Origin of the sequence: Shewanella pealeana ATCC 700345, from assembly GCF_000018285.1 — a bacterium.
GTDB lineage: Bacteria > Pseudomonadota > Gammaproteobacteria > Enterobacterales > Shewanellaceae > Shewanella > Shewanella pealeana.
This window is the reverse complement of the sequence record NC_009901.1, coordinates 1,098,182-1,116,470: the sequence shown is the minus strand read 5'-3', so window position 1 is coordinate 1,116,470 and position 18,289 is coordinate 1,098,182. Positions and strand designations below refer to the sequence as shown.

The window sequence follows — 18,289 nt, the reverse complement described above, 5'->3', positions numbered from 1 at the left end:
TTCTTGAGTGAGCCATATCTTTGCCCTTTTTGGGCACAAGCAGACATTATCTAATAAATAATAAAATTTGTCTTTAAGAATCTAGGAGAGCTCATGGAGTTTAGCGTAAAGAGCGGTAGTCCAGAGAAACAACGCTCAGCTTGTATCGTCGTAGGTGTATACGAACCTAGACGCTTGTCCGGTATTGCCGAACAGTTAGATAAAATCAGTGAAGGCTATATTAGCAACTTACTTCGTCGTGGCGACTTGGAAGGTAAGCCTGGACAGATGTTGTTGCTTCATCATGTACCCAACGTGCTTAGCGAGCGTGTTTTACTCGTTGGCTGTGGTAAAGAGCGCGAGCTTGATGAACGCCAATATAAGCAGATCATCACTAAAACCATCAACACCTTGAATGAAACAGGTTCAATGGAAGCGGTTTGTTTCCTTACTGAGCTGCATGTCAAAGGGCGCGACACCTACTGGAAAGTACGTGAAGCCGTAGAAACCACACAGAATAGCCTTTACTGCTTCGACGCACTGAAAACACGTAAAGGTGAAACTCGTCGCCCACTACGCAAATTAGTATTTAATGTACCGACTCGCCGTGAGCTCACGGTTGGCGAGCGCGCCATCGAGCACGGTATGGCGGTTTCTGCTGGTATGCACCTTTGCCGCGACGTGGCAAACATGCCACCAAATATCTGTAATCCTGCTTACCTGGCGTCCCAAGCGCGCCAAATAGCCGAAAACACAGAAAACCTAACGGTGACCACTCTCGGTGAAGAGCAGATGGAAGCCTTAGGCATGAACTCATACCTAGCTGTAGGTCGTGGTAGCCATAATGAGTCAGTCATGACCATCATGGAATACAAGGGCGCAGTCGATAATACTGAAAAGCCTATTGTTCTAGTGGGTAAAGGCCTTACATTCGACTCGGGTGGTATTTCACTCAAGCCTGGCGAAGCCATGGATGAGATGAAGTACGACATGGGCGGCGCAGCTGGCGTTATTGGCACCATGAAAGCCTTATGTCAGATGCAACTGCCGCTCAATGTTATCGGTATCTTGGCTGGCTGTGAAAACATGCCATCAAGCAATGCGTATCGCCCAGGTGATATTCTAACGACCATGTCAGGCCAAACTGTAGAAGTGTTAAACACAGATGCTGAAGGTCGCCTGGTGTTGTGTGACGTTCTAACTTATGTAGAACGCTTCGATCCTGAACTGGTTGTCGATACAGCAACCCTAACTGGTGCTTGTGTTATCGCATTAGGTAAGCATGCATCGGGCTTGTTCTCAGGCCATAACCCACTTGCACACGAGCTATTAAATGCCGGTGAACAAAGTGGTGACCGCGCATGGCGCATGCCGCTATGGGATGAGTATCAAGAGCACTTAGAAAGCCCATTTGCCGATATGACCAACCTAGGCGGTCGTGCAGCAGGGTCGATTACCGCAGCTTGCTTCCTATCTCGCTTTACTAAGAAGTATAACTGGGCGCATCTTGATGTAGCTGGTACGGCTTGGAATAGCGGTGCAAACAAAGGCTCGACGGGTCGTCCAGTACCTTTGTTAACTCAGTTCCTAATTAACAAAGCTGGCGTCGAACAAGGCGAATAGCCCTGCTAGATACCCTTGCTAAAGTTAATGCTAGAAAGCTAATATTAGAGAGTTAATATTAGCTAGCTGGCGCATAAAGGCTAAACCACTGATTATATAGCGTGGTTTAGCCTTTTTTATTTCCTGCGAATCAAAGATGCCCATCTTCTAGAAAAAAGCACCGTTTTCCATCCTTGAGCATGCCAAAAACCCTTGCTAAAAATAACTTCAAAAATGAGATCTAACTGACATTATATCGCTGGCAAAAATATCGACAGAAAATAATTTACGTTTACAATACGCGAAAATTTCACAGCTTCAGTTTTAAGCCCCCTTTTCTAGAGCCAAATACTGACCCTGCGGCGCATCACCGCACACGATTAAAGCATTCTTTACTGCAATAACCGCGAGTGCCTGCAGCCTGTGCAAAAAGCATCTCATGCTAATTAATTACTGTCGAAACTCGATATAGGCTGCAAAATGCGTCAAGCGCTACTGATACTAATTCTATTTTCTCTGTCTTTTTCTGCGATAGCAGGTCAAGCAAAAAATGACACCGCCGCGGCCACTGAAGGTCGAGTGGTTAGGGTCGGCTACCCAGCCGCGGATTGGCAGCCTTTTACTTATGTCAGTAAAGATGGAAAAGTCATCGGCTTACTACCATCCATTCTGCAAGAGATCACCATAAATACCGGCTACCGCACAGAGAATGTAATCTATCCGAACTATGAAGAAGTTACTCAGGCTCTACGCCAAGGTGAAATTGACATCATCATGGGAGTATCAAAAACTCCCAGCCGCTTGACTTGGCTAAGCTTTAGCTCACCACTCATGCTGGTACCTATTGCAGGTATCACTAATCAGAAAAATATTAACAATCTATTAGAGCTAAAAGGTCAGCGCATCGCTGCAGAAAAAGGTTTCGCGATAAATGAACAGCTTAGAAGTTCAGCCAGCCAAGTCGAAGTTCACAGCGCTCCCGACAGCCTCGCAGCTTATAAATCTGTTTTAACAGGAAGCTCAGATGCATACATAGGTAATGCGATTACCCTTGATTACCTGCATACCCACCAGGATGCACCTAATGAACTGTCTATACGCCTGCTGGCTGATGTGCCCTTTGAGAGATTGCACCTTGCGAGCCAACTAAAAGACACCGAGCTCGTTAATCAGCTAAATGAGGGGCTAAAACAGATCCCAAGTGAGACTTTTAAGAAACTCTATGACGCCTGGCTGACAACCTCTCAAGTTAAATATATTTACCAGCAACATAGTCTGAACTTAACTGAAGAGGAAATCGTAACCATTAGTGAGAAGAAAATCATTAAGGTACTTTACTCTACAGATAATTATCCTTATTCCTTTATCAATGGTAAAGGTGCAATGGATGGTATGGGTCCAGAGCTCTTAAAAATAGCAGCCCAAAAGTTAAATATAACGATTGAAGCCACGCCGTTTAATGGAAATGATATTGAGGGACATCTTGCCTCGAATAGCTTCGAGATCATCCCATCCTATACTTGCGACCATAACATTTTACAGCTTATACACTGCACTTCGCCTTACATACAAGATCGCTTGATTGGGGTTGCAGCAAGTAACTTAACCAGCGCACAACTGGAGAACAGTACCAAATTAGGCTTACTAAGACGTCACAAACAACAAATGAATACGTCTAAGGATTTTCCTGATGCAGATATCACTTATTTTGCTTCAACAAAACTGCTGATAAACGCTGTCATTAAAGGTCAGATACAAGTTGGCATCATCCCTTTATCAAAGGCTAATTCTTTAGTCAGTTCAAAGTATTTAGGTCGAATAAATATTATCCCAAACCCTTTGGGTAAACAAACTCACCCGGTGAGTTTTGGTGTTAATAAGAATAACCCTATTCTGCTGTCAATCTTGAATAAAGCAAAAAACTCCATTCAAGAAGATGAGTTACGTACCATCATCAATAAATGGCATGATATCAATATCAACAGTGACTTTACCTTTGCTAAAGTACCAAACTGGCTGCTGTTAGTGCTAGGGGGAGTTTTCAGTACTTTTTTGGCCATAGCTTACTCCAATAGAAAACTAAAAAATGAAATAGCGCAGCGGCACAGCATCGAAAAAGAGCTAAGGTTGGTTAATAGCAACTTTGGTGGCATAGTTGCACAGTTAGTACGCTATGGCGATGATGTTAATGACATTTCTTGGAGCTATGTTAGCGGCAATATTGAGAAATACTTGGGTTTGACACCGGAACAACTCTATCAAACACCACAACTGCTTTTAGAGTTTTTACAGACACACGCTGATGATCATGAGTTTTTAAATGATATACAGCAGTCTCACCTTTCTGATTCTCTCTACACAACCCTCAAGCTTAACATTGACGGTAAGCTCTCTTGGTTCCAACTCACGGGAGTCTGCACAAAAATCGATAAGAATCGGCATTGGACCTTCACCCTAGTCGATATTACTTTGCTTAAGCAAAAGCAAGCTGAGCTAGATGAGGCGAGATTAATAGCAGAATCAGCAACCGAGGCCAAGTCTCGCTTTCTTGCCATGATGAGCCATGAGATCCGTACGCCTATTAGCGGGATCCTGAGCCTACTGGAATTAATGGTTCCACACATCAACACACATGAGATCAGTGGCATACATAAAAATCTGACTCATTCTGGTAATAACTTGCTCAACATCGTTAATGATGTTCTCGATTTCTCAAAAATCGAAGCGGGCAAGCTCGGATTAAGCCCCGCTGTATGCCAACTTAGCAGTTTTATTTGTGAATTAGCCCAGCCTCACATTGTCCATGTCGAGCGTAAAGGTATTAAATTTAAGCTCTGGCTCGACCCTAAGCTAGCGTATTCACTAACCCTAGATCATTTGCGCCTAAAACAGGTGCTAAACAACCTACTCAATAACGCTTCGAAGTTTACAACCGAGGGAGAGATCTGGTTATCGGTCGATCTCATATCTTCAACAGACACAGAGCAAACTATTGGTTTTGCCGTTACCGATACAGGCATAGGAATTAGTGAAAAAGATATCACTAAACTCTTTATTCCCTTTGAACAAGTCGATCTCAGTAGCGAGCGCCGTTTCAGCGGTACAGGTCTAGGCCTATCTATCTGTGAGCAGTTAGTCAAATTGATGGGAGGAGAGATCTCTGTCACCAGTACCCAAGGCCAAGGCAGTACTTTTCGCTTTAGCCTGAGCTTCCCTATTGCAGCAGTTGAAGTGCCCGCTATTGTCAATAAGCGCTGTGGCGTAATGATGCTTGATGACAGCGACTATGATGTGGTCTGTGAATACCTTAGAGCCTGGCAATCGACTCCTTATAACTTGCATTGTATCGACAATAAAGCCGCCCTCGCAGCATACGCTGCCAAGGCGCAATTGCAGGTCATACTGTTGCCAGAAAGTTGGTGTGAACAACAAGCACTAACGCCAAGTTGGGCTAAACGCAACCTTGCTAATGTGCAGATTATTCAATTTAGAAGCCAGAGTATGCTCTCAGCAACTCCAACAGAACTTGGCTGGGTACTATCGGTCAACCCAATCATCCCTGAGCACTTGCTGCATCTCATCACTAATCCAGAGGTTTTTGAGACCAAGTATGCAGTGACAGAGCCTAAAGTCGAACAGCAACTCACTCGCGAGCAGGCTATCAGCCAAAATAAGCTTATTCTCGTTGCGGAAGATCACCCTATTAATCAGGATGTTATTCAGATGCAGCTGAATAAATTAGGCTACTTTAGCGATATTTTTGACGACGGCCAGCAAGCGTTGACGGCCTATAAACAGAATAAATACAACCTCGTTTTGACCGACTGCCACATGCCTGAACTCGATGGCTATGGTCTAGTGAGTGCCATTAGAGAGCATGAACAACAAGAAAAACTAACCCGCCTCGCAGTTATCGCCCTCACGGCCAATGCGATTTCGAGTGAGAAAGCCCGTTGCCATCAATTTGGCTTCGATGACTACTTAATAAAACCGGTAACCCTAGAGCAACTGCAACGAGTGCTTAGTGAACACTTAGTGATGACTCAGTCTTCCTCAAACAGTAATGAGATGCGCACTGATGGGATGCTGCGTGAGCCGCCTTTACCAGCCACTCTGACTAACTTAGCAATAGATCGAATAGATGCGAGCATGTCCAATGTTATCGATATCGATGCACTAGAAGCCAATTTCGGCGACCGACAGCTTTGCATCAATTTACTGAGTAAATTTATCATCACCAGCAAGGATGACATTCAGCTACTAAGCCAAGCAATTACCGAACAAAACTTTGAAATGACAGCCCATATTGCTCATAAGTTCAAAGGCGCCGCTGGGGTAATTGAGTGTGAACGGCTCGTTGCGACTTGCTCCAACATAGAAACGGCGGCTTCGACTCAAGATATTAAAGTATTAAAGGAATATCTTGTACAGATAGAACAATTAATAGAGCAGATCTCTAATCAGGTAAACCAGTTAACATGAAAATTTTACTGATTGAAGATCACTTATTTCAGCGAGAAGCGATGCAAATGCAACTTGAGCTGATCACCTCACCTAAGATTTCGCTGATTAGAACCGCAGCCTCTGGTGTTGAGGCGCTACAGATAATGGCTGACTTCAAACCTGACATACTGCTGTGCGATCTAAAAATGCCAGAGATGGATGGCATCACCTTCTTGAGTCACATCAGTGAATTGATGTTTACCGGCTCTATCATTATCACCAGTGCCAGCAACCAAATCGTACTCGATACTGTACAAAAAATGTGTATGAGCTATCACTTAAAAGTGATTGGTGCGATTAGCAAACCAGTAAAGATTAATACCCTAAAAGAGCTATTACACTTGGCCTATGTCGAGAGCTTGATGAACTCAACGTTCGTCCCCCCAAGCTCAGTCAAGAGTAAAACCTTCACCGAGAAAGAGCTAGAACACGCCCTTGTACAAGGCTGGATAAAACCCTACTTCCAACCTTTAGTGGCATTCGATGGCGGTGAGTGGAAATCTTGTGAAGCACTAATTCGCTTTGTTCACCCAATCTTGGGAGTGTTGCCGCCAACCAGTTTTCTGCCTCAGTTGAGCAAGATGCATAAAGATGCCGAATTAGCACTATTGAGTATCAATTACATCCTGCAGCACCAAGCGGAACTTGCAGGCCGCCCCGTGGCCGTCAACATCAACCCCACGACTTTAATGCATAATCACTTCGTCGATAGATTGCTCGATATTGCTAAACAGCAACCAAGCCTATGCAAGCAAGTCTATTTCGAGATCACCGAATCAGATGCTTTGATAAATACCGGCAGAGCACTGGAGTCGGCTTCACGCTTAGCGTTGCACGGCTTTAACCTATCCATTGATGATTTCGGGACAGGCTACTCATCTCTAACCCTGTTAGACACCTTACCTTTCGATTCACTTAAGGTAGACATGAGCTTTATTAGAGCCATGGAAAGCAGCAAAACGGCAGCCGCGATTGTTGAAGCTTGCCTATTGTTGAGTAGTCGACTCGAGCTTAAGTCGGTAGCCGAAGGCGTAGAAACCCAAGTACTGTGGCAGCAACTGCAGTCATTAGGCTGCACCTTAGCACAAGGCTATTACATTGCTGCGCCTATGCCAGTTGAACGTCTAAAGGATTGGCACGAAAGCTGGCAAGTAAAGGTTAGCAAACATCAGCTAGCGACAGAAATATGCTAGTGGAAGGGATAACAATTACATTAAATCTCAGGTTCACTAACTAGAAAGCACTCAAGCGTTCCACTCCAGCTTTAGACTGAGCCACAAGGGAGTGATTGGGAGTGATTGCTAGTAACAAGTGAAAAACATAAAGGTGAGTCAAGCTTGACCCACCTTCGCAAAACACAGCTTGTCGTTATAGCTTAAGCTCTAAATCTTCAACCTTGCTGGAATCATCGATACGGGTAACCAACAGCTGATCCACTTTGTAGCTATCTACATCCACCACTTCAAACTTAAAGCCGGCATGATTGACAGAATCGGTGCACTTCGGGATCTTACGCAGCATAAACATCATAAAACCTGCGATAGTTTCGTAGTTATGATTCTGTGGAAACTCCTCGATATCGAGCGCGCGCATCACATCTGTGATCGGCGTTACGCCATCCATCAACCAAGAGCGTTCATCGCGGGCTATAATCTGCTCTTCACACTCAGGCAAAGACCAGGCTCCCATCACCGCATCTTGCAAATCTTTAGCCGTCACAATACCCACCACCAAAGAATACTCATTCATCACCACAGCAAAATCGGCACGGCTATTTTTGAAATAATCCATCGACTCAGATAGGCTCAAAGTGTCTGGCACAATAAAGCAAGTGCTAACTAGGCTCTTGTCTTTAAGGCTAATTTTCTCGCCATTAATCAGACAAATAAGTAACTTCTTGGCATTGACGAAGCCAACGACTGTATCTAACTGCTCATCACAAACTAAGAAGTTAGAATGGGGCTGCTGGGAAATCTTGCTCATTATCTCTTCTTCACTGTCTTGCAGTAAAAAGTAGACCAGGCTTTCACGCGCCGTCATCGCTGCGGTGACAGGAATTGTTTGCATCTCAAACACTTTTTCCATCATCAACTGATCGCCTTTATCAAGCACACCAGCTTCGGCGCCCGCATCCATCACGGCATAGATGTCATCCGAGGTCACTGCATCATTACGTGCGGTCTGAACTTGAAACACACGAAAAACAAGATTCGCAGCACCGTTAAAGAACCACACTAGAGGCTTGAGCAGCACGATGCAGACCATCATAGGACCAACAAAGGTCATCGCCACCTTTTCAGGAAAGGCCATCGCTAAACGCTTTGGAATTAGGTCGGCAATCAAGATGAATAAGCTGGTCACAATCACAAATGACAACAGGAAGCTCATTTTGTCTAGCCAGGGTCCGGTCAACCAAGACGACAAAAATGCGTGAATATGAGGAGTAAAAGCTGACTCACCGACGATACCGCCCATGATAGCCACGGCATTTAAACCTATCTGTACCACAGTAAAAAAGTTACCTGGCTGCGCTTGCAGTAGCAGCACTTTGTCGGCTCGAACATCGCCTTCAGCCGCTAGCTGACGCAAGCGAATTTTACGCCCAGCCGCAAGGGCAATTTCTGACATTGAAAAGAAACAACTCACTCCAATCAGGAGTAATATAATCACAGCATTATCAAAGAAGCTCATTTAGCACCTTTCTCAAAACTAAAAACACACTTATCCCTTTACTGCATATCATTATTTCTACTTATTGGTACTCATTTCCCCCAAGCAGAACCCTGTATAATGACCAACCCCTATTGGCGCGATCGCGGAGTATATCCGCAATACTGACAAGTCACCAGAGAATAAATTAGACAATGTGAGCGGTTATTTCTTTATCGCTCTGACGGAAATTATGCGCTAAACCCAAGCTCTTGTTTGTATAGAAAATAGCCAAAACTCTACTCTCACTATATAAATCCACTTCTATTTTTAAAGCAACACAGCCTATTCCATAGTGGAATACTTGTTATGCATTTTATGTCTCTTATCAAACTAAAATCGAATGACTAATATCCCCTCATCGCTTTACAGCTAATTCAACCGCCCAACCAATAAGGGAGTAGCGGCTGATTTAACCAAATAAAAAATGACGAGAGGATTAACATCATGGATATGCAACAAAAACTTCAACAGTTATTAGATAAACAAGAGATGACAGAGCTTATGTATAAGTTCGCTCGTGCATTAGACAGAGTCGATGGTGAACTGATGAAATCAACCTACTGGGAAGATGCCATAGAAGAACATCAAGATCCTATCTTCCCAGAGCTATTCTTTTACAATGACAATGCACACCAATTTGTTGAACCCGCTATGGAAGGCTTTAGAGCCTTAAAAGCCACTCAGCACAGAATTAGCAATCCACTTATCGAGATCGACGGCGATACCGCTACCGCAGAGGCTTATGTCTGGGCCTATCATGTACACGAGGAAGACTGTGTCGATAAAGAGGGCATTTTAGGCGGACGACATCATTTCCGCTTCGAGCGTCGAGACGGCATTTGGAAAATTAAACACCGCTCCACCGTGTTTGACTGGAATCAAAACCAAGATGCCACTGCGATTTGGGCCGATAACTTCAGCGATAAATACCGCGGTAAACGCAATCGCCAAGACGACAGCTACAATTACATTTCAATCTAACTATTATTTGCGATTACAGCTTATGGAGGCCTTGGCCTCCATCTCAATAAGCGACAGATTAACGGCTATCTAGCCTAAGAAGGATAATGATATGTCATCAATGAAGTTTACTGCAGGCGCGCCCTTTCCCAATATTCAACTGCCCGGCCTAGATGGAGAGCCGATCTCCTTAGGAACTCCGGCTGAGGGAAGTGATTGGCGATTAGTGATTATTTATCGAGGTAAGCACTGCCCACTGTGCACGCGCTATCTCAACGAAGTGGAAAAACTAGTGGCTGATTTTCTTAAATTAGGCATAGACGTAGTCGCAGCCTCGGCAGACTCTCTTGAGCAGGCGCAGGAGCATAAGAGCAACTTAACTGCCAGCTTCCCAATTGCTTACCGCCTCACTATCGAGAACATGCAGCAGCTTGGGCTTTATATCTCAAATCCGCGCTCTGCAAAAGAAACCGATCACCCCTTTGCCGAGCCGGGGCTGTTCGTCATCAATGATAAAGGAAGGGTTCAACTTGTAGATATCTCTAATGGCCCCTTCGCGCGCCCAGAACTGTCGACTTTGCTATCGGGCTTATCTTTTATCCGTGATCCAGAAAATAACTACCCGATCCGTGGTACCTACTCTTAATAGTAGCAGGGCTCTTCCGCTAAACATTGCTTTAGGTAGTCAATAAAACAACGTACCTTTAACGGCACATAGCGGCTTTGGGGATAGATAGCATTGAAGGGCAAAGGGTGAGATAGATAGTTCGGCATCATCCTTTGCAGCTTACCTTGGTTAATATGCTTATCCACCATCCAAGTGGGCAACTGGGCGATGCCGACACCATCGAGGGCTAGCTGCAATATCGCCTCGCCGTTATCACAACGGCAATTTCCGCCCACAGGCACTGAAATTTTATCCCCGCCTCCCTTAGCCTGTTCAAAGTGCCAAATATTGACTGACTTTAACATCGAATAGACGATACAGTTATGGGCTCTCAGTTCCTGAGGTTCTTTGGGTTGAGTAAAACGTTTTAGGTATTCAGGTGATGCGACCGTGATCAGTGGATTATCAAATAGATGCCTCGCAACCAAGGAGGAATCCTCAAGTTGCTTAGCACGAATAGCAAGATCCACCCCTTCAGCCACCAGATCTACATGCTTATCGCTTAGCATCAAATCCACTTTAATCTCAGGGTAGCGGATCAAGAACTCACCCAAAATCGGCGCGATAAACTGGCAACCAAAAACCACAGGAGCAGCAACGCGTAGAATTCCTTTTGGCGATGCTTGCTGCGAGCGCACCTGAGCCTGCGCTTCATCGAGCTCGGCGATAATCGCCACGCAATTTTCAAAATAAACAGCGCCAACTTCGGTCAGCGATAGCTCACGACTACTACGAGTCAGTAGCTTGGCACCTAATAGACTCTCAAGCGCAGCGACTTTCTTGCTTATTGTCGCCTGAGTACTACTTTGCTCACGAGCCGCTGCAGAAAAGCTGCCAGTTTGCACCACGCGCACAAACGCTTTCATCGCACCTATCTGATCCATCTAATCTCTCCGTTATCCATGCCAGTTAACGCAATTAGGCCCAGAACACCATCACACTCGTTGATCACAATTATTATGTTCGTCTTGGCTTTTTAGCAGCCTGTTTAGGGGCAAAATCTTTAGCGCTGCGCTTACTCTGGCTGCGTCGATTGGCTTTCTTATCACGGGGAGCACGTTTACTGTCGCCCGATGACGGCTTATCGGTTACTTCGAACCCCTCGAGAGCCTCAAGCTTTAGCTCTCGCTCGGTTAGCTGTTGAATCGCCTTTAAGCTATCGGCTTCGCCATGACACACCAGTGAGATCGCTAACCCCTTATCACCGGCTCGAGCTGTACGGCCAATACGGTGTACATATACCGGGGCGCTATTAGGTAAATCCAGATTGATTACAACTGGCAGGGCGTCGACATGAATACCGCGAGACAATAGATCTGTGGTGACCAAAACCGGTAATTTAAGCGCTTTAAAGTCGGCTAATGTTTGCTGCCTATCAAGTTGCTCTTTATCGCCGTGCAAAGCGGCGGCATTGATGCCCGCCTTTACTAACCGCTTAGCAAGTTTATCGGCGTCATCTTTTGCATTGATAAACACCAGTACCTGTGACCATTGATTCTTTTGAATAAGTGCGATTAACGCCCGGGCTTTATCGCCTTTATTGACCAAGTAAAGCGATTCGCTAATATCAGTCACCACGCTATTAGCCGCGTGCGCCTCAACCTTAACTGGCGCGCGTAACAAGCCAAGCGCCTTTTCGTTTAGCTCTGGTGCCAGCGTCGCCGAAAATAACATGGTCTGTCGTTTGCTTGGGATAAACTCGAGTATGCGCTCAAGATCAGGCCAAAAGCCCATCTCCATCAACCTATCCGCTTCATCGAGTACTAGCTGTTTTACCGACTCAAGTGAGAGTTGTTGCTCACGTAACAGATCTAATAACCTGCCAGGCGTTGCCACCACAAGTTGTGGCTTTAACTGTAATCTTGCCTGCTGCAGCGTTTTAACCTGCTCTTCCTTATCTACACCACCGCACAATACGATTATCCCAGTGCTATCAGACACAGACTCTAGCGCCTCACCGACTTGCAGTGCCAGTTCGCGAGTGGGCACTAACACCAGCGCCTTAACCTCTCCCGAGTCACTATTACCATTGATATTGCTTTGTAGCAGTGGCAAACCAAAGGCATAAGTTTTACCACTGCCGGTTTGTGCTAGCGCTAGCAGATCTTTGCCCGCTAAAATTTGAGGGATAGCAAGTCGTTGGATGTCGGTGGCGACAATCAGCTTACTGGGTAGTTTAGATAGGATTTCGGCACAAAGATTAAGGTCGGAAAATTTCATAATGTGGGCTAATAACGGCAATTGCATGGAGTGTAGCGATAGCGGCGCTATTAGTAAAATGAACTGTTTACGTTGGGGCTAGAGGATACTCAAAGTCAGCATCATAATAAGTGATACACGAAGGCTTAATTTGTCGATAAAGAAATCCAGATTAGAGGCTGATCTCTGAGCGACTTTTAGTGTAAAATCCTCTCTTTCGTCAGCCAAAAGCCGAAGCAATAGCAAACTATCTCTTCGAGCTGGTCTTCAAGCAGGTTTTTAAGCATGTCGCCAAGTCAGTCTCAAGCTCAGTTTTATCTGATGCCAAAGGATGCACTGCAAGCATCTAACGCGCCCAAATCGGCACTTGAGCAAGTGTATTTGCTTGCCTGCCAATTGGCGCAGCGAGCCTTTGCCACTCAGCAACTGGTCTACGTTCATTGCCAAGATCAACAGCAAGCTTATGCGATTGATGAACTCTTATGGCAATTTGAGCCACAATCTTTTGTGCCCCACAACCTTAAAGGTGAAGGTACATTAGGCGGCGCGCCGGTAGAAATTGGCTTTGACAGACTTGGAGCCAACAAAAAACGTCATCTTCTGATTAATCTTGCAGACCAAGTGCCGCAATTTGCGGTAAACTTTGGACAGATTATCGATTTCGTTGCTAACGACGATAGCCATAAAGCGATTGCTCGCGATCGCTACAGACAGTATCGCGCACTTGGGATAGCTCTAACGACCCAAGATATAGCAACACAACCTATTAATTTTTAGTTTGAGATAAACACGCCCCATGGAAAAAACATATAACCCGCAGTCTATAGAACAGTCTCTCTACCAAAACTGGGAAGAGAAAGGTTACTTCAAGCCACACGGCGATGAGTCTCAAGGCAACTATTGCATCATGATCCCGCCACCAAACGTGACGGGTAGCTTACACATGGGCCACGCCTTCCAAGATACCATCATGGATACCTTAACCCGTTACCAGCGTATGAAGGGCAAGAACACCCTTTGGCAGGTCGGTACTGACCACGCAGGTATCGCAACACAGATGTTGGTTGAGCGTAAAGTCGCTGCAGAAGAAGGTTTAAGCCGCCACGATCTTGGCCGTGAAAACTTCATCGACCGTATCTGGGACTGGAAAGAGCAATCTGGCGGCACTATCACTAAGCAGCTACGTCGCCTTGGCGCCTCTGTAGATTGGGATCGTGAACGTTTCACCATGGACGAAGGCATGTCTGATGCCGTACAAGAAGTATTTGTACGCCTTTACGAAGATGACCTGATCTACCGTGGTAAGCGCCTTGTGAATTGGGATCCAACCCTGCACACGGCTATCTCTGACTTAGAAGTTGAGAACAAAGAAAAGCAAGGCAGCATGTGGCACTTCCGCTACCCGCTAGCCGATGGCGCTTTGACTGCTGACGGTAAAGACTACCTAGAAGTGGCGACCACACGTCCTGAAACTATGCTTGGTGACAGCGCCGTAGCCGTTCACCCAGACGATGAGCGTTATCAATCACTAATTGGTAAGTTTATTCTGCTGCCAATCGTAAACCGTCTTATCCCAATTGTTGCTGACGATTATGTGGATATCGAGTTCGGTACAGGTTGTGTGAAGATCACTCCAGCTCACGACTTTAACGACTATGAAGTCGGTAAGCGTCACGCACTGCCTATGTACAACATCTTAACTATCGACGCATCGATTCGTTCAAGCGCCGAAGTGGTTAATACCGATGGTACTGCAAACAACGACCTAGATAACAGCCTACCTGAGCGTTATGCCGGCCTTGATCGCTTCAAAGCACGTACAGCTATCGTTGAAGAGTTCGAAACACTAGGTCTACTAGGCAAAATCGCGCCACACGCATTGAAGGTACCTTACGGTGACCGCTCTGGCGTTGTGATTGAGCCACTACTAACAGACCAGTGGTATGTTGCCGTTGCGCCTATGGCTAAGACTGCGATGGAAGCCGTTGAAAACGGTGACATCAAGTTTGTACCACAACAGTATGAAAACATGTACAACTCTTGGATGCGCGACATTCAAGACTGGTGTATTTCACGTCAGCTTTGGTGGGGTCACCGTATCCCAGCTTGGTACGACGAAGCCGGTAAAGTCTATGTTGGCCGCGATGAAGCTGAAGTACGTGCTAAGCACAAGCTTGATGACTCAGTAGTACTTCGCCAAGACGCCGACGTACTCGATACTTGGTTCAGTTCTGCTCTTTGGACATTCTCTACACTAGGCTGGCCAGAAGATACTGCCGAGCTTAAAGCCTTCCACCCAACAGATGTGTTGGTAACCGGTTTTGACATCATCTTCTTCTGGGTTGCCCGTATGATCATGATGACCATGCACTTCATCAAAGATGAAAACGGCAAGCCACAAGTTCCGTTTAAGACGGTTTATGTAACGGGTCTTATCCGTGATGAAGCTGGTAACAAGATGTCTAAGTCTAAGGGTAACGTACTTGACCCACTAGACATGATTGACGGTATCGATCTTGAGTCGCTTGTAGAAAAGCGTACTGGCAACATGATGCAGCCACAGCTTGCGGCTAAGATTGAAAAGAGCACCCGTAAAGAATTTGCCGATGGCATTGAGCCGCACGGTACTGACGCGCTGCGCTTTACCCTAGCGTCTATGGCATCAACTGGCCGTGACATCAACTGGGATATGAAGCGTCTAGACGGTTACCGCAGCTTCTGTAACAAGATCTGGAACGCATCTCGTTACGTGTTAATGAACACTGAAGTGCAAGCAGAAGGTGCTAGCGACGATGCGATCGGTGAAGCACTAGATTGTGGTCAACTACTTGTTGATGGCAAGCCGGGCGCAATGGAGTTATCGATTGCCGATCGCTGGATTATCGGTCTGTTCAATGAAACCGTTAAATCTTTTGACGAGCACATGGCGAACTACCGTTTCGACCTAGCGGCTAACACGATTTACGAGTTCACTTGGAACCAGTTCTGTGACTGGTACTTAGAGCTGACTAAGCCTGTAATGCAAAGTGGCACTGATGCCCAGCTTCGTGGTACTCGCCATACTTTGGTTACTGTACTTGAGCAGATGCAACGTCTAATGCACCCAATCATGCCATACCTAACTGAGACTATCTGGCAACGCATTAAGCCGCTTGCTGCAGTTGAAGGCGATAGCCTGATGCTAGCTCCATTCCCTGAGTATCAAGCTGACAAAGTTGATAGCGAAGCGATGGAAGATCTTGAGTGGGTTAAGCAAGTGATTGTTGCGGTACGTAACATCCGTGCAGAACTAAACATCGCGCCTTCTAAGCCGCTAAATGCCCTACTACGTGGTGTGAGCGAGCAAGACAAGGCACGCCTTGAAGCTAACCAAACTTTCTTCAAGACCCTAGCTAAGCTTGAATCTATGACGATTCTAGCGGACGGTGAAACAGCCCCTATGTCGACTACACAGCTTGTAGGCAACATGGAGCTATTGATCCCAATGGCGGGTCTAATCGATGTGGCTAAAGAAGTCGCGCGTATCGACAAGTTACTTGAGAAAGCTGCTGGCGAGTACAAGCGTATCGAAGGCAAGCTATCTAACCAAGGCTTCGTTGCTAAAGCCCCTGCTGCCGTGATTGAAAAAGAGCGTGCTAAGCAAGCTGAATACCAGCGCGATATGGACAAGCTGACTGAGCAGAAAGCTGAGCTTGCTAAGTTAGAAGGCTAATTACAAAACCTTAGTCGAAAAGCTAACTTCCTCCTCGGGAGTTAGCTCATAATAAAGGGCTGTCACTGACAGCCCTTTTTGTTATCTGAAATCTACACAAAAACTAGAGTCACACTCGATAATAGGCGATTTCTTGCTGCATAGATTCCGCAAGCTGAGCGAGCTCATGGGTAGCAGCCTGAGTTTGCTCAGCGCCTGCTGCAGTTTGGTCCGAGATATCGCTGATATTGATAATATTACGATTAATCTCTTCAGTAACTAGGCTCTGCTCTTCTGACGCGGTGGCAATCTGTGTATTCAAGGCATTGATCTGCTCAATGCTGGCCATAATTTGCAGTAAAGCAGCGCCAGCTTGCTGTGACTTGTCAACACTCAGTTTTGCCTGCTCGGTACCGCGATCCATCATCAGCATCGAGTCACGAGCACCTTGCTGCAAACGCTGGATCATCTGCTGAATTTCTTCAGTCGAGTCCTGGGTTCGCTTAGCAAGCGAGCGCACCTCATCGGCTACAACGGCAAAGCCTCGGCCCTGCTCACCCGCACGGGCAGCCTCAATAGCCGCGTTTAGTGCGAGCAAATTAGTCTGCTCTGAGATCCCTTGAATGACATCGACGACCGAACCAATCTCATCAGACGACTTTGACAGTAACTTCATCGCTTCAGTCGCGCCGTCCATCTCAGATGATAAGGTCTCAATTACCGCGATACTCTCATCGACAACAGCCTGACCATGATGAGCCGCGCTGTTAGCCTCTAACGACGAACTGGCAGCGGCTTCTGCGCTTTGCGCCACTTCTCTCACTGTCGCGGTAAATTGATGAATCGCAGCAGCAATTTGCTGCGTCTGTTGCTGCTGCTCAACCACATTGCGTTGAGTCTGCGTCGATACCACCGAGTTCTCTTCCGCCGCACTGGCTAAACGCGAAGTCGACTCGTGGGTATTTTGCACCGCATGCTGGAATCTCGCAGCTATCCGGTTAACATAGTCGGCAATATGGGTAAACTCATCATCACCGCCGATCACGATACGTTTAGTCAGATCACCATTGGCAATATCATTTGCCGTTTCCTCTAGCTCCGTCATCGCCTTACCCATACGGCGAACAATCAGTGTCGAGCTAACTGTAATAACCAGCATACTGACGATAGAGAAGACCGCAACTAGCCCTATGTAAACCTGCATATCTTGATTAAATTGGCTAAAGCTCTGCTCACCTTCAACAACCTGCATCTCTAAGAATGATTGTGCCTCGGCGCTAATATTCTTAAAAAGCGGGTTGATCTGAGTCAGTAACACCCTATTTGCCGCCTCATACTCGCCTCGTTGAAGCGCATCTATAGTTGGGTTAAACCCTTGAGCCACCACATTATCGAGCTGGGCCTTTAAGCGGTTAACTTGCAGGCGCTCTTCGTTATCTAGTTTTGCCCCTAAGATCTGATTATCAATAATATTATGTAGCTGAGCGATTGCCGCTTGAGCTTGAGTAATGTGCTGTGTCAGCGGGTGATTATGCATTTCAGCAAATTGACTGCTTGGGTCGTGTTGAAACGCGAGTAACAATTCACTGCGTGCGCTCGCTAATTCGTTAAGCACCTTACCCGCACGAATACTATGCTGCATGCCCTGGGCATGCAGCTTGCCTATCGACTCTCCGGCATCTTGCATACCGGATATGCCTTTATAGCCTAAGAATAAGAATGAGATAACGGTCAGAAATACAATAAGTTTAAGTTGAAATCGTACCGATTTGAAAAGCGAGGTAAAGCCAGACTGTGATTGGTGAGGTTGTCGAACCTCATCACGTCCTAACTGTTCAGTTAATACAGACATACTAATTCCTGTTCCCCACCAATACTGATGGAATCATGAAAATAAAACGAAATCTAGTGCACTCGTCTTACCACAGCCAAACCGCTGCTTGAGCAGCATAGAGAAATGGCTCAAATTTGATACA

At 46.0% G+C, this 18,289-nt stretch carries 11 protein-coding genes; 7 read left to right on the top strand and 4 right to left on the bottom strand.

The features are described from left to right. Positions 1-93: 93 nt before the first annotated feature. The 3 genes from pepA (at position 94) to SPEA_RS04755 (ending at position 7,277) form a co-directional block, all read left to right on the top strand. On the top strand, positions 94-1,602 hold the full coding sequence (gene pepA / locus SPEA_RS04765) for a leucyl aminopeptidase (protein WP_012154171.1): 1,509 nt from the start codon (positions 94-96) through the stop codon (positions 1,600-1,602). A 459-nt stretch (positions 1,603-2,061) separates the two neighbouring features. Further along, on the top strand, positions 2,062-6,063 hold the full coding sequence (locus SPEA_RS04760; RefSeq protein WP_012154170.1) for a transporter substrate-binding domain-containing protein: 4,002 nt from the start codon (positions 2,062-2,064) through the stop codon (positions 6,061-6,063). Next, complete coding sequence (locus SPEA_RS04755; protein WP_012154169.1) at positions 6,060-7,277, top strand: EAL domain-containing response regulator; 1,218 nt, start codon at positions 6,060-6,062, stop codon at positions 7,275-7,277. The genes SPEA_RS04760 and SPEA_RS04755 overlap by 4 nt, the downstream gene beginning before the upstream one ends. Positions 7,278-7,452: 175 nt before the next feature. Here the strand turns inward: SPEA_RS04755 and paeA are convergent, their stop codons facing one another. Continuing rightward, a complete protein-coding gene (paeA, locus tag SPEA_RS04750; RefSeq protein ID WP_012154168.1) occupies positions 7,453-8,775 on the bottom strand; it encodes a polyamine export protein PaeA in 1,323 nt (440 codons plus the stop codon). Between the two features lie 465 nt (positions 8,776-9,240). Between paeA and SPEA_RS04745 the strand changes: the two genes are divergently transcribed. Together SPEA_RS04745 and SPEA_RS04740 are read left to right on the top strand one after the other, a co-directional pair. Then, a complete protein-coding gene (locus tag SPEA_RS04745; RefSeq protein WP_012154167.1) occupies positions 9,241-9,777 on the top strand; it encodes a nuclear transport factor 2 family protein in 537 nt (178 codons plus the stop codon). A 91-nt stretch (positions 9,778-9,868) separates the two neighbouring features. After that, positions 9,869-10,402 (top strand): peroxiredoxin-like family protein, encoded by a 534-nt coding sequence (locus tag SPEA_RS04740; RefSeq protein ID WP_012154166.1) that lies wholly within the window; start codon positions 9,869-9,871, stop codon positions 10,400-10,402. Here the strand turns inward: SPEA_RS04740 and SPEA_RS04735 are convergent. Next, entirely contained in the window at positions 10,399-11,307 is a 909-nt protein-coding gene (locus tag SPEA_RS04735) for a LysR family transcriptional regulator (protein WP_012154165.1), read from the bottom strand. The two genes, SPEA_RS04740 and SPEA_RS04735, sit on opposite strands and share 4 nt — an antisense overlap. Positions 11,308-11,380: 73 nt before the next feature. Then, a complete protein-coding gene (locus tag SPEA_RS04730) occupies positions 11,381-12,643 on the bottom strand; it encodes a DEAD/DEAH box helicase (RefSeq protein ID WP_041411291.1) in 1,263 nt (420 codons plus the stop codon). A gap of 264 nt (positions 12,644-12,907) precedes the next feature. Between SPEA_RS04730 and SPEA_RS04725 the strand changes: the two genes are divergently transcribed. Then, positions 12,908-13,399, top strand: coding sequence for a DNA polymerase III subunit chi (locus tag SPEA_RS04725; RefSeq protein ID WP_012154163.1), 492 nt, complete (start codon positions 12,908-12,910; stop codon positions 13,397-13,399). 19 nt (positions 13,400-13,418) lie between these two features. Further along, a complete protein-coding gene (locus SPEA_RS04720; protein ID WP_012154162.1) occupies positions 13,419-16,334 on the top strand; it encodes a valine--tRNA ligase in 2,916 nt (971 codons plus the stop codon). Positions 16,335-16,443: 109 nt separating this feature from the next. Here the strand turns inward: SPEA_RS04720 and SPEA_RS04715 are convergent, their stop codons facing one another. Next, positions 16,444-18,165, bottom strand: a complete 1,722-nt coding sequence (locus SPEA_RS04715) for a methyl-accepting chemotaxis protein (RefSeq protein ID WP_012154161.1) — start codon at positions 18,163-18,165, stop codon at positions 16,444-16,446. Between the last annotated feature and the right edge of the window lie 124 nt (positions 18,166-18,289).